Below are 13,530 nucleotides of genomic sequence, written 5' to 3'. Positions count from 1 at the left end.
CTGAGCGTGATCAGCGGGAATCGCGGGCGGCCAGTACCAGGAAGTTGGCTGCGGCCGCGAGGCATATCGTCACGACGAGAAGGGCCACAGTCAGAGTCGACCAGGCGGCGATCGCACCAACGACAAGTGGTCCGGCGAAACCGCCCACGAGAGTGCTGATCTCGGCGACGCCCACCACCTGGCTGAGCTGTTCAGGTGGATTGCGCCGCGCCAGGTAGGTGAACCCGAGTGGCGCGATCACACCTGCGCCGGCACCGAGTATCACGCCGGCGGACATCAGGCCTGCGACAGTCGGGGCGAAGGCTGCCGCGGCGAAACCCATTGCCGCCAAGAGCAACCCGATTCCGATGCCGGTGTGGTCGGCCAATCTTCCGGCATCACGGATACGGCGCACGGGGAGCTGCACCAACGCGGCGACCGCAACCAAACCGGATACGAGTACGCCGGAAGCCAACGGGCCCAGGCCCTGATGTGCAGCAAGGACAGGTAGGAATCCGAGGCTGATGGACACCGCCGCCGCGCCCGCACCGAGGGCCAGTGCGGGCCGCAGGCATGATGCACTCAACAGAGACCGGACGAGATCAGTCATAGACTCACTCGCCGCGACCGCGGTGTCGATCATGGGCACCGCCACCGCTGCCCATGCGACTACTGCCGCGGTAAGGATGGCGAGCAGCATGAACAGCGCCGGTGGACCGGAAAACGCAACCACGATGCCGCCGAGCAGAGGTCCCAACGCGTAACCCGCTGCTTTCCACGTGCGGTAACCGCCGTAGGAGCGGCTCGGACCGGATCGTGACCACCGGGTCAGCACCGCGTCGGCACCCAGACCGACGGCCGCGGCCGCTGCTCCCTGACCGAGTCGTGCCATGCCGATGACGTCCGCGTCTTCCGCGATGGCGAAGGCCCCCGATGCCACTGCGGAGCCGGCCAAGCCGAGCAGGAGAACTCGCCGAACACCCAGTGTGGATGACAGGGTCCGGATCAGCGGTTTGAGCAGTAGTTCGGCTGCTGGATAGATCGCCAGCAGGAATCCCAAAGTGAAGAATGTCGCATGGCCGATCCGCAGCTAGCCGGCCAAACTCGCCGCAATACTGCTGGCGCTCAACGCAATTACGAAACCGGCGCCATAGACCGGGAGTTGTCCCGAGCGGGGCGAAGTACTCATCGCAGCTTCCGCGGTGGTTTGGCCGGCCGCGCTGCGGAGCGGTTACCCCTGGTGCAGTGCTCGATACACCCGTTCGGCGTAGTCGGCCAAGTGGCCCGCGCAGCGTTCGAGCCGTAGTTGAGCCTGTCCGGCGACCGGCGCGCCAAACACGTCGCGTGCCTTGATGTCTCGATTCCACCGACGTAGTCGCTCCAGGCGGTCTTCCTGTTCGCCCAGCGCTGCGATCGTGAGTTCACCCTTGGCGATTGCCATGTCGATCTGCGTGTCGAACTCAGCGCAGCCGGACATGAAGCCGGTCCATTCGCTGGCCCGTTCAGCGGTGAACATGTCTTGCAGTCGTACTGATTCCGATCGGTCACGGCCGGCCGCGCTGAGCGTCAACACTTCGCCCCCGCCGCGATGCGCCAACTGGACCACCCGCGCAACAACGTCGGCGAACACCGGGACGTCCGGCATCGCCCACACCCCCTGCCCGATCTGCAATGCGCCGCCCCGCCGCAGCTCGCGCCACGTCGCCACCCGGTGCCGAGAAGGCACTGCAGGTATCCGCACCACCAGGATCAGCCACCGCACGAAGCGTCACGCTCACAATCACAATCAAGAATGTAACGGATGTTTCTTTTGGCGGTACGTAACAGGCGATTTCGCCGGCTCATGGCGAACCGTCCACGCAGTGACCGCACGCCGCTGTCAGTAGGCGCCGTCCCCGGTCAGGACGGTGCGGATGGTTTTGGTGACGATGATGAGGTCTTGGAGTAGTGACCAGTTTTCGACGTATGAAAGGTCTAGGCGGACAGCGTCTTCCACTTTGAGGTCGGAGCGTCCGCTGATTTGCCAGAGTCCGGTGAGGCCGGGTTTGACGGTGAGGCGGCGGCTGACGAGGTCGTCGTAGGTGTCGACTTCGCGGCGGACTTGGGGGCGGGGGCCGACGACGCTCATGTGTCCGGACAGGACGTTGAGGAATTGGGGGAGTTCGTCGATGGAGTATTTGCGGATGATTTTGCCGATGGGGGTGACGCGCGGATCGTTCCTCACCTTGAAGAACATGGCGCCGGTTCCGCTGGCGGCGATCATGTCGGCTTGGCGGGCGTCGGCGTCTTGGTACATGCTGCGGAACTTGGTCATCTTGAACGGAATCCCGTCGAGGCCGATGCGTTCGGCTTTGTAGAAGACCGGCCCGGCACTGGTCAACTTGACCGCCAGTGCCGTCACGATCATCACGGGCGCAACGGCGGCCAGCGCTGTCGCGGCGAACACCACATCAAATGTCCGCTTGATGAGCGAATTGGCGCGGCTGTATTGGGGTTTGGTGATCTCGAAGACCGCCATGCCGGCGACGGGGCGGCTGGTGAGGCGTTGGTCGGCGATGTCGATGAGGCCGGGGGCGACCATGAGGTCGACGCCGTGTTCTTCCAGTTCCCACATGAGCCGGCGGATGTCGGTGGGGCTCAGGTGATGGGTGGCAGCCAGGGCGACGGTGTCCACCCCGGTGCGCTGGACGGCGGCGAGGATCGCTTCGTCGGTGCCGACGATGGGGATGTCGCGGCCGGCGACGGTGATGACTTCCTTGGCGTGGGTGGGTCCCATTGGCGTGCAGAAGCCGGTGACGTGGTAGCCGGCCCAGGGGTCTTTGGCGAATTCGGTGGCGATGTCGGCGGCGGCGCTGGTGGCACCGACAACCAAGAGGCGACTTTGGTCTTCGCCCGAAAGGCGCTTGCGGGCGAAGATGCGTCGCCACATCCAGCGGGTGGTGATCAAACCGGCCAGACCGGTGGGAAGGGCGATGGCCAGGTAGCCGCGGGAGATGTCGATGTGGAACAGCGTCGAGGCGATGGCGATGAGGCCGAACAACTGCAACGTGGCCGCCGCCAGGGTGACGTACTCGTCGAACCCGCGGCCGACGACCTTGGCCGACCGGCTGCCCAGCGCCAAGAAGCCCATCCATGCCGCCGCGATGACCGCCGACACGGCCAGATAGCGGACGTGCGGACCGTTGTCGAGCGACAGATAGACGGGTTGGCCGCTGGTGGCCGCAAACCGGAAAATTTGTCCGAGGATGACGGAAGAGCAAATAACTAGTGCATCGCTGAAAATGAGTTTCCGCGCAAGTTTTCGGTGCCGCTGCTCACGTATGGAGCGGCCACGGTGGTTGATTGTGGTAGCTGGTGTCAGCTGCAGTGGAGCCCCTGCTGCGGCGACGGCGCGCTCGCGAGCAGGGCGAATATCGTCGCTTAACTGCGGTTTATCTATTGCGGGTGTCGACATGGCTACCGGGGCGCTCTCTGCTGGGCGGGACTCACTCGGTCGGTTCGACCCCGCGGTGCTTGCAGGTTTCACATGCTGCTCCGGGATCGACACGCGGACCACCGGTGGTCTCGCGCGAGGCATTACTTGTTAACGAACGCGATTTTTAGCAAATTTATACCGAAGGCTTGGACCCGGCAAGTAGGACACCTAACCAACGCCTGTTACGACCGTCACACTTATGCTCGTGGGGCGGTGAGGTCCGCCGCTGCGGCGGCGGGCGTGCGCAGCCGGAGGAAATCACCGGTCGACTGTGTGGAAGCTATGAAAATTAGCCATGCATCCGCTCAATCTTGTTTGACTAGCGGAAATGAATAGCCATAGACATTGCCAAACTGGGCTGCTAGCGTTCGTTTTGCTGTCGCGATGGGGGAGATCGCATTAATCAGGTGCACCTGAAACGGGGTCCGACGTGCTGACACGGCTGCGCGAGCTATTGGCTGTTGCGCGGCTGGCTCGTGTCTGGTGGTCCGAACCGGTCGATTACGACGCGCAAATCGGGTACTTCGCGCAGCGCGGCCTGTTGGGCGGGGTTCAACTGCTCGTGGGCGGCTGCGCGGCGCTGCTCGCCGCGATCTCGATCGTCATCCAGCTTTCGCCCGCGGGGCCGTCGACCGCCTTGGCCCGTGGCGTCTCTTCGGTGTTCGCGGTCTCGGCGCTCGTCTGGGCACTGGTGTGGTGGTTCGGGCCCTGGCCGTCGCGCGCGACGTCGATCGCCTTCATCATCTATGCGGATATCGGCATCAGCGTCGTCGCGCTGCTCGACTCCAACCGCCTGGCCGGGTTCTTCGGCTTGAACGCTCTTCTCCTGATCTCGGTCTACGCGAAGTTCTTCGAAGGGCCCAGGGTCTTGGCGCTCCACACCGCCTGGGTGCTCTTGGTGATCGGCGTGTTCGCGGCCGATATCGCGTGGGGGCCACACGGCGACCCCTATCTGGCACTCGCGAAAACACTGGCCGCCATCGCGTCTTTCGTGGTGGTGCCGGCGGTCGTCCAATTCGGGATCTGGGTTATGCGGAACGATGCTCACGACTCGGTGACCGATCAGCTGACGGGTCTGCTCAACCGCCGGGGGTTGAACCTGAGAATCGAGAGCTTTCTGGCGGACCGGGCGCATCAGTCGATTGCCGGAGCTTGCGTGACGGTGCTGGTCATCGATCTGGACAGATTCAAGAACGTCAACGACACATATGGGCACGCTGTCGGCGATGCCGTCCTGATGCGCAGCGCGGAACGGATCCGGGGTGTCGTGCGCAGCAGCGCACTCGTTGCCAGAGTGGGCGGAGAAGAATTTGTCGTCGTCGATGTCACTTCCCCACAGCAAGTACTCGGTATCAGTGAGCGAATCCGGGCGGCCATTGCCGCAACGGCCGACATGGCGCCAGTTACCGCCAGCATCGGTGTCGCCTCCATCGCGCTGCCGGACTTTCCGGGGGAGATGAGGATCCTCAATCGGTGCTGGACGCCACGATCGAATGTGCCGACCACGCGATGTTCTCGGCAAAGCGAAGCGGCGGCAATGCCGCCGTGCGCCTGACGTTCGCCGTCGGCAACGACATCGTCTGCCGTTGCGACGGCACTTCTACGTCATGCGATGACCCCTCCCCGTCGAGGCGTCGCTGACCGGTTCTGCAGTGTGCATTGCGTTGCCGGCCACCGCCACGGCCATCGCAGCGCATGGGAAAACCGCGGCTGAATTGTCGCTTCCGAAACTTTGCTGAGACTGAGGTAGGATATGCGGATGCATGGCGACCTGGGCCGGATTCGCAGGCGCGAGTTTGCCGGTATGCAGAGAAATAGCGAGATAGAAGCCACTTTCTACCGGCGAGAATCTAGGCTGGTTGCGATCCGGCAAGGTTGGGCGGGTCGTTCACGCTAACCCTGCTGTTGTCGCTACGATTGCACGAACACACCGGACTGGAGGCACCTGTGGTGCGGCAGGTTCTGATTGCGAGCGCGAACAGCGACGTCGCAGGCGCAGTCGTCGTCGACGCCGTGATGATCGCTCTTGCGCTGTTTGCTGCGGTGTGCGCGGTCACGGCCGCTGTGGGATCGCACGGCCGACACCGTGCGGCGTGGCTCAGCCTGACCGTCGGCGTGTGTGGCTGGGTGGTCGCCCAGACGATCTGGACGTTCTCCGAAGTCCGCCTGGGAGCCACCCCGGCAGTGGTCCCGGCCGCGGTCGACCTGGTCGGGTTGTTGTATCCGGTCGCGGCGTGTAGGGCTCGTCCTGCTCGCATCCGGCGCCTCGCCGTGGACCAGGGCGCGGTTGCTTCTCGACGGAGCGATCATCGGCCTCGCCGTCTTCGCGCTGGCCTGGGTCGTCGGGCTCGAAGACGGCTTCGCCATGGGCGCCGAACACCGCTGGCAATCTTGGTTCGCCATGGCTTTCCCGATCGCCGATCTGGTGTTGGTCGCGGTCGCCATCGCAGTGTTGACCGCTGCTGATCGCAGACATCGCCCGGTGCTTCTGCTGCTCACCACCGGCAACGTGCTGGGGGCGGTTTCCAACATCGCCATGCTGTTCGTCGACATGTGGGGGAGCGGCACGGGACACCGACTGTTGGATCTCGGCTGGAGTGCGGCGCTGATCTGCCTGGGATTCGCGGCGTTGGCAAGTCGTCACCAACGAAACCGGGTGTCGGCCAGTGATGTTGATGCAGTGGCCGCCCCGCGGTGGTCCGCGGCCATTCCGGTGGTGCCGCTGGTCATCGCGACCGCGCTCTGCTGCGTCGAATTGCTGCATGTGGCGGCCGCATGCTGCATTCCCATGGCGATCACCGCTCTCGTGCTCGTGGTGACGACCGTGGTGCGACAGATTGTGACGTTCAACGAGAACCAGCGGCTGCGGACCGCCGCGCGAGAACTGTTGGAGCAGGACCGGGTGACCGGTCTCGACAATGCGATCTCGTTGCGCGACCGGCTGTTTCGCTCGCTGTCCCGGACCGGCCATGGCGCTGCGGGCGTTTCGGTGGCGCGCCTCGACATGGACGAGTTGGCGTTGGTGACCGCAGCCTATGGACGTGGAGCCGGGGACGAACTGCTGAACTTGGCCGCCTGCCGCATCAGATCGAGCGTCGGCCTCGACGACGTCGTGGCCAGGCTGGACAGCGGTCAATTCGCGGTGCTCATGGGTGGCGGTGTCGAGTATGGCCGGACTGTGGCAGACCGCCTGGTTCAGGCCTTCGCGGACCCGTTCATCATCGACGGACACGATCTGCTGATCCGGCCGAGCGTCGGCCTGGCGGCGGCGTCCGATGGAGAAGCCGACCTCACTGCCGACGATCTGCTCGCGCGCGCGGCGGCGGCCGTCCAAATCGCCAAGAATTCGCATTTGCGTAGCGCGTACATCCACGGGATGGACAGCGACATCGACGACACCGTGACGACGTCGCGGACCGCGGCGTTGGGAGCACGCCCCACCGAGACGGTCCGGCTGCTGGGCCAGCTTCGGCAGGCGATCGACAGCGAGACACTCTGCCTGTACTACCAGCCCAAGTTCGACCTGATCTCGGGCGCAATGATGGGCGTGGAAGCCCTCTTACGTTGGCCGCATGCGGAACTCGGCCTGCTGGCCCCCGACCGCTTCCTGCCCTTGGTGCGCTCCCATGGGCTGACCACGTTGGTGAACGACCTGGTCATCGAGCGGGCACTCGACGACGTGGCCCGTTGGCGCGGTGAGGGATTGGCTGTTCCCGTGGCGGTCAACGTATTTGCCAATTGCCTCACCGATATCGCCCTGCCCCGGCGAATTGCCAAGGCGCTGGAAGCACGCCGGATCTCGGCGGCCGACTTGACGCTGGAGATCACCGAGGACTTCATGCTGAGCAAGCTGGGCCGCGTTCAGTACGTCTTGAACGGGTTGCGCCACACCGGGGTACGCGTCGCAATCGACGACTTCGGCAGCGGTTACTCGACCTTGAGTTACCTGCGTGACCTTCCGGTTGACGAAGTGAAGCTCGATCGGCAGTTCGTCGGGTCTGTCCTCAAGGACGATCGTGCCGCCGAAATCGTCCGCTCCATCATTTCGCTGGCGCATCACCTGGGTGCCCGCGTGGTCGCCGAGGGTGTGGAAGACGGCGAAACTGCCGCTCGGCTCAAGCAATTCAAATGCGACGTCGTGCAGGGCTATCTCTACAGCACGCCGATCCCAGCCGACCGCGTGCCCGCCTGGCTTCGTGCGCAGCCGGACTTTCCGCCGCACATTCCACGACCTGTCGGCGCAAGCATCTAGCTGGCGAGTCCTAGTCCCGGCCGGCCGGAGTGATGCCGACGGTCTCGAGTATCTGCTCGGCAGAGGCCTCCCACGAGTAGCGGCCGGCGTTGAGGAGGCCGCGTTCTCGCAAAGTGCTCTCGAGGCCTGCCTCGGATTCCAGCCGATCCAGTTGCGCGAGCAGACCAGGCATGTCATCGGGGTCGAAGTAGAGGGCGGCGTCGCCAGCGATCTCGGGCAGCGATGCCGCGTTCGACGTGATCACCGGGCAGCCGAGCGTCTGTGCTTCCAATGGCGGCAGGCCGAAACCCTCGTACCGTGACGGGAAGATCAGACCACGCGCGTTGCGGTACAACCACGCCAACTCGGCATCGGAAAGACGGCCGGCCACAATGGCTTTCGGTGACAGCGCAGCCGCTTGGCTGAACACCTGGTCGTTGCCGGACGCGCCGACCACGACGACGGTGCGTCCGGATTCCGAGACGGCTCGTACCGGTGCCGGCAGGTTCTTGTGGACTGCCAGCGTGCCGACCATGAGATAGAACGGCTCATCCGGGGCCAAGTCGGGCCGAGTGGGTTCCACCGCGGTCAAGGCATCGGCGGCACAGCCGGCGACGACGAACTTTTGCGAGCGGATGCCGAGTACGTCGTCCAGTTCCCTGGCGCTGAAGTGTGAGACGGTGATCAGATGGCGTGCCCACCGTCCGAGAATCGAGTATGACACCCGATAGAAGGCCACGAACGCCCTACGGAACGTCTGCGGGAACCGGAAGGGCGTGGCGTCGTGCATGGTGACCACTTGCCGGCGCTTCACCAGTGGCGCCGGCCCGGCGAAATTGAGCAGCAGGTTCCCGAGAGTCGCGGCGGGCAGGTATATCTGCTCGAAAACCACGCCGGTGGTACGTGACTGTCGAATCTCGACTCGCGGTGTGCGCAGCCAATCGGGAATCTCGGCGTCGGCCGGCACGTGGACGACCAGATCAGCGACGTCATTGTCGATGACTGCGCGGACGATCTCAGTGGCGTAGCGCTGCGTTCCGGTCAGCTTCTGCGCCAACCACTTTCCGTTCACGTGGACTTTCCGCATCAGCGGTGTCCTGCCAGTGGCTCATACAGGGCGCGAAGTGCCTTCCGCTGTTGGATGTCGCAATTGCCGGCCAATGCCATCGCCGTCTGCTGCCGCAGTGTGGCCAGGCCGCCGACCCGGCGCAGCGCCGTGATGGCGGTGACCAGATCTTCGGGGCGGTCGAGCAGTACCGGTAGCTCGACACCGTGCAAATAGGCACGGCGTCGTGCGACGACGGGCAACCCCATGCCTGCAGCCTCCATGATCGAGATCGGAAATCCTTCCCATGACGCCGTGTGCAGGTACAGATCGCACCCGGCCATCACATCGAGGGCTTCACCACGAGGCAGCCAGCCGGTGACGTCGACTCCGTGCGCCCGGAGCACATCGATGTCGTCGTCGCTGCCGCCACCGATCCACACGGCCTCCAGGCCGCCGTGCACCTCGGCTGCGGCACGGAATGCCTCGGCGAAGAACCGTGGATCTTTTTGTGGGCCGAGGCGCCCGTTGCCGACGATCCGCAACGTGGGATCGGTTGCGGGGCGGCCTGCTCGGGGCAACCCGGGTGGTTGGACGTTCGGTACCGTCACGACGCGCGGCGAACTCAACGGCCATCGCGACAGCTCGGCCTCCCGCGGCGAGCACGCCGCGTAGGCGGACGTGTTGAACGACAACAACCATTCGAGCATGCGAAAGCTCTGCCGCACCGCCCAAGAGACGTCCAGCCTCTCGAACGAGTAACAGTGCGGCGTATAGACCAACGGGCACCTGCGCGTTCGGCGCACCGCGGCGCGCACGTACGCGCCGGCCATGCTCGAGTGCGCATGCACGATCGCGTGGCCGTGCGTGCCGCGAAGCAACCGCCGAAGAAACCTGACCCGGGCAATGGTTCCGGGGGGCAACTCCGTCTTCGTTGCGAAGTACGTCAATTCATCGATGTCCAGCCGCGCCTCGTCGCGAAACGAGTACACAAGGTGATGCTGAGCCTCGGGGTAGTTGCGGACAAAGTCCCCGATCGCCGACGCGGTACCGCTGGCAAATGATTCCGCGACGTGAACGATCGACGGACGTCGACTGGCCACGATGCCCAACGAGGAGTTGGGGTCCGCCACCTCGCGCCTCCGAACGTGAATTTAGCAAATCATTTAGCAGTTGCTCAATTTTCATCAACGGTAACGGTTCTTGCTGCCATGGTCCAGTTGAAAATCGTATCGACCGTGGTCGTTTGCGGTGATAAAGGCCATATGGCGGATCATTTGCCGAGGGTCTTCGGCACCATGCCAGACCATAGACGTCCCGATCGGGTTCGTGTTCTGGCGAGCTAAAAGTTTGATGTAGCTGTTCTAGCGAACTTATCGTCGCGGGAACTGTGTATCGTGGAGCGCGGCGAACGCCCGGTTGCCGGCGGACTTTGGATCACAGAGGGGGCTCTGATTCGTGGACGAGGAAGCTGCCGATACGCAGCCGACATGGTTCGGCCCCGAAATGGCACCCCTGTACGGAGTCATCCACGTTCCGGCGGGACGACGTGCGCGCGGCGGCGTCGTGATCTGCCCGCCGTTGGGCAAGGAGCACGTCGACACCTACCGAGGACTCAAACTGTTGGCTCAAGAGTTGTGCGAGCGTGGGTTCCTGGTGCTGCGATTCGACTATCACGCCACGGGTGACTCCGCCGGGGAGCTCGGGTCGGACTCGGCGTTGAGCGACTACCAAGACAGTATTCGCACCGCGGTGCAGTATCTGCGGACCGCCGGCGCGCCGCGGATCAGCGTGATCGGGCTACGGATGGGCGCCCTCCTCGCAGCCACCGTCGCATCCGATCTCGACGGGTTGGCGGCGCTTGTCCTGTGGGACCCCGTTCTGGACGGTCGCCGGTATCTCCGTGAGCAGCGGACGCTGTACAAGATGACGGTCGGTGCGGACCTGGTCGACGTCGAACGCGAGTCCATTCTGGGTACGACTTTCTCGCCGGAATGCGCGAAGCACCTCAAGAGCATCAAGATGCCGGAGTCGCTCAGCGCTGCCGTTCCGACGCTCGTGGTCGCCAGGCCCGAGCGCGTGGAGGACGCGACGATCAAGGCGCTGATCGCGAATGGCAACTGTGAGCTGGCGGCGGTCGTGGGCCAGCCGGAGTATGTCGAGCCGGTGACTTTCGTGGTGCAGATCCCGGTGGAAACGCTGACGCTGATCGCCGAGTGGCTTCATCAGGCCATGGAGACCGGCCGAGAGCCGGTCTCGCCGGTCATCGTTCGCCACGCACAGGTGGCGCAGCTGCCGGATGGCCGCGCGGTCGTAGAAACGTTGGATGAGTTGGGGCCCAATCGGTTGTTCGCGATCAGAACAGCTCTGGCGGACGCGCCACCGGACACCCCGACGTTGCTCATCCACAACACCGCATGTGAACATCGCGTCGGCTCGGGGCGGGTATGGACCGACACCGCACGTGAATTCGCCGCGCACGGCTTGGCCGCGGTGCGCTACGACCGGCGCGGCACCGGTGACACAGGTTGGGCCACAGCCGAATTCGCAACGATCTATTCGCCCGAATCCAACACCGATGTGCATGACGCGATGGTGGCGACCGGAATACCTGCGGAACGCCTGATGATGACGGGCATCTGCTCCGGGGCGTGGAACTCCGCGATCGGGGCCATTCGGTACGGCGCCCGAGCGGTCGTGCTGGTCAATGCCATTCTCTTCAGCGTCCGCCACAAGGCCATCGGACCCGAGAAACTGATCGGCATGACGCCGCCGAATCCCGGCGTGGAACCCGCACCCGAACCTCGCACGTTCGAAGCCCGCCTCAAGAGATTGGTCAGGCGCTGGTTGCCGTACCCGCTGTGGCTGCTGATGGGCCGAGTGGGTTTGACTGAAGTGCCGGAAGTCCTGCTGACGGCTCTGGGACGTCAGGGCATCGTCGTCGACATGGTGATGTCGCCCGAGGACCAGGCCTGGTTCGACAAACAACGTGGGCAGCAAGGCCTGGCGCGGCTCGAACGTCGTGGCTGGGCGCCGGCGATCACGCGTGCGCCGAGCGGCGATCACCCGCTACTGCAGCGGGACATCCAGAATGTCGCGAGCGCACGGATTCTGGCCGTCGCGCAGCGCGAGTTTGCTGAACTGCTGCCAGAATCGGTTGATGGCGATGCTCGGCGTACTGCGTTGCATCGCAACGCGGATCCTCCCACGCCCTGCTGTGAGCGACGGTGACCATCGGAATGAGAAGTAGGCGGCGTGACGCGGTTGAGCGTGTGGAATCTGGCGGCCAAGTGACTGCCACGGGCAGTGGCGGACCTGGCGCGTCCGTGAACGCTGACGCGGACAAGCGTCGGCGTGACGAACAGCATGCGGCAGCCGGGCGAAACACCGTTGCGTTGCTGTTGAGCCGCCTCGCGATCGCGCTGATGGGGTGGTCCGGGACGGTTCTGATCGCCCGACTGCTGTCGCCGACGGACTGGGGCGTGTTCTCGTTCGTGTTCGGACTTCTCGGGATGATGTCGATCGTCACCGATCTCGGCGTCGGCCGGGTGGTGCTCGGCCGGCTGCTGGAGTCAGATGACGAGGACGCTGACGTCTTCGCGAGTTCGTTCGTCGGTCTCCGGGCGGCCCTGGGGCTACTCGGATATGGCATCGCGGTTGGGTACGTCGTCGCGATGGGTTATTCGGGCGAGGTCATCCGGGCGACCGCGCTGGCCGGCGTCGTCGTCGTCATCGCCACACCCAGCCATGCGCTGTCGGTCCTCTATCAGAGCCGGCTGAAGATGGTGACCGTCGCGGCGGCGGAAGCGTTCGCCCAGCTGGTCCAACTGGTCCTCACCATCCTGATCGCGACGACGCATCCCGGCTTGATGGTCTTCATCCTTCCCGCGATCGCCAATGAAATCTTCTCCGGCACATGGAAACTGATCGGGGTCCGGCACGGCCATGTCGGGCCCAGGATCACCAAACAGCCGCGCTTCAAGCTGTGGCGCGAAATGTTGGTGGAAGCCATTCCGTTGAGCATCGGGTTGGCCATGATGACGTTGCTCTCCAAGGTCGACATCCTGATGCTCGGCAAGCTGGATCAATTCGACTCGGTGGGTTTGTACAGCGTGGCCTACAAGTTCGCCGATGTGCTGTCGTACGCGGTCCTGGCGATCGTGACCCCCGTGGCGACACTGTTGGTCGCGGCGTGGCCGCTGATGACCGACGAATTCCGCAGCCGCGTAAGGTCTTCGGCGGTACTCATCGGACTGTTGACCTGCCTTGCGGTCGCCGGCATGTGGGCATCCGGCGACGATGTCGTGTCCCTGCTGTACGGCGAGCGGTTCGGCGTGTGCGCCGACGCCGTCCGCATGCTCTTGGTCGGGGCCGTGTTCGCGGCGCTGTCGCACCTCATCCTCGTTGCCCTGGTGTCGGCCGCGCGACAACGTGCCTATCCATGGGTGGCCTTCGGGGCATTGGCGCTCAACGTCGTGCTGAATGTTCTTCTGATCCCGCGGTTCTCGTACAACGGTTCGGCCGGAGCCACCGTCGTGACCGAGATCGTCATGTTCACCGCGATGTGGGTGCTCGCGGCCCGGACCATTCCCATCGACCGGTTGCTGCCGGTCTCCAAGTTGCTTCTCATCGTGGTGCTGACGGTCGGCGTATGTGTGGTCACCGAGGTCATGCAGGGGTATGTGCCCTGGCCGTTCGTGGCGGCGTGCGCGGTCGCGCTGTTCGTCGGCGGTGCGTTCACGCTGAGACTGCTCGACCGGCAGCTGTTGTCGCGACTGCGGCGTGTGCGGTCGGTGTGAC

The 13,530-nt window shown here is 64.4% G+C and carries 9 protein-coding genes; 4 read left to right on the top strand and 5 right to left on the bottom strand.

Going from position 1 to position 13,530, the window contains the following annotated elements:
* Positions 1 to 10: 10 nt before the first annotated feature.
* The 3 genes from G6N46_RS03900 to G6N46_RS03890 form a co-directional block, all read right to left on the bottom strand.
* Positions 11 to 1,063, bottom strand: a complete 1,053-nt coding sequence (locus tag G6N46_RS03900; RefSeq protein ID WP_268815733.1) for an MFS transporter — start codon at positions 1,061 to 1,063, stop codon at positions 11 to 13.
* A 147-nt stretch (positions 1,064 to 1,210) separates the two neighbouring features.
* Complete coding sequence (locus G6N46_RS03895) at positions 1,211 to 1,687, bottom strand: Chromate resistance protein ChrB (protein WP_133427429.1); 477 nt, start codon at positions 1,685 to 1,687, stop codon at positions 1,211 to 1,213.
* A 171-nt stretch (positions 1,688 to 1,858) separates the two neighbouring features.
* Complete coding sequence (locus tag G6N46_RS03890) at positions 1,859 to 3,526, bottom strand: sugar transferase (protein WP_235688629.1); 1,668 nt, start codon at positions 3,524 to 3,526, stop codon at positions 1,859 to 1,861.
* A gap of 358 nt (positions 3,527 to 3,884) precedes the next feature.
* Between G6N46_RS03890 and G6N46_RS03885 the strand changes: the two genes are divergently transcribed.
* Both G6N46_RS03885 and G6N46_RS03880 read left to right on the top strand, forming a co-directional pair.
* The gene (locus G6N46_RS03885) at positions 3,885 to 5,009 is read left to right on the top strand and encodes a GGDEF domain-containing protein (protein WP_138249293.1); all 1,125 of its coding nucleotides are present in this window, start codon (positions 3,885 to 3,887) and stop codon (positions 5,007 to 5,009) included.
* Between the two features lie 732 nt (positions 5,010 to 5,741).
* Positions 5,742 to 7,706 carry a putative bifunctional diguanylate cyclase/phosphodiesterase gene (locus G6N46_RS03880; protein ID WP_138249294.1) on the top strand — a complete coding sequence of 655 codons (1,965 nt, stop codon included), beginning with the start codon at positions 5,742 to 5,744 and terminating at the stop codon, positions 7,704 to 7,706.
* 10 nt (positions 7,707 to 7,716) lie between these two features.
* On the opposite strand, the gene G6N46_RS03875 is transcribed toward G6N46_RS03880, so the two are convergent.
* Positions 7,717 to 8,772 (bottom strand): glycosyltransferase family 4 protein, encoded by a 1,056-nt coding sequence (locus tag G6N46_RS03875; RefSeq protein ID WP_174814014.1) that lies wholly within the window; start codon positions 8,770 to 8,772, stop codon positions 7,717 to 7,719.
* Positions 8,772 to 9,863, bottom strand: coding sequence for a glycosyltransferase family 4 protein (locus tag G6N46_RS03870; RefSeq protein ID WP_138249295.1), 1,092 nt, complete (start codon positions 9,861 to 9,863; stop codon positions 8,772 to 8,774). Before G6N46_RS03870 ends, G6N46_RS03875 begins: the two co-directional genes overlap by 1 nt.
* A gap of 325 nt (positions 9,864 to 10,188) precedes the next feature.
* Between G6N46_RS03870 and G6N46_RS03865 the strand changes: the two genes are divergently transcribed.
* Both G6N46_RS03865 and G6N46_RS03860 read left to right on the top strand, forming a co-directional pair.
* Complete coding sequence (locus G6N46_RS03865) at positions 10,189 to 11,961, top strand: serine aminopeptidase domain-containing protein (RefSeq protein ID WP_234880657.1); 1,773 nt, start codon at positions 10,189 to 10,191, stop codon at positions 11,959 to 11,961.
* A gap of 95 nt (positions 11,962 to 12,056) precedes the next feature.
* Positions 12,057 to 13,529, top strand: coding sequence for a flippase (locus tag G6N46_RS03860; protein WP_234880658.1), 1,473 nt, complete (start codon positions 12,057 to 12,059; stop codon positions 13,527 to 13,529).
* The last annotated feature ends 1 nt before the right edge of the window (position 13,530 follow it).

It is taken from the genome of Mycolicibacterium phocaicum, assembly GCF_010731115.1.
Classification (GTDB): Bacteria; Actinomycetota; Actinomycetes; order Mycobacteriales; family Mycobacteriaceae; genus Mycobacterium; species Mycobacterium phocaicum.
This window is presented reverse-complemented; position numbering and strand designations above follow the sequence as displayed.

What these genes read in the sequence shown, in the direction of transcription:
- G6N46_RS03875 (WP_174814014.1), bottom strand. Translation starts at nt 8,772, where the DNA reads ATGCGGAAAGTCCACGTGAACGGAAAGTGGTTGGCGCAGAAGCTGACC.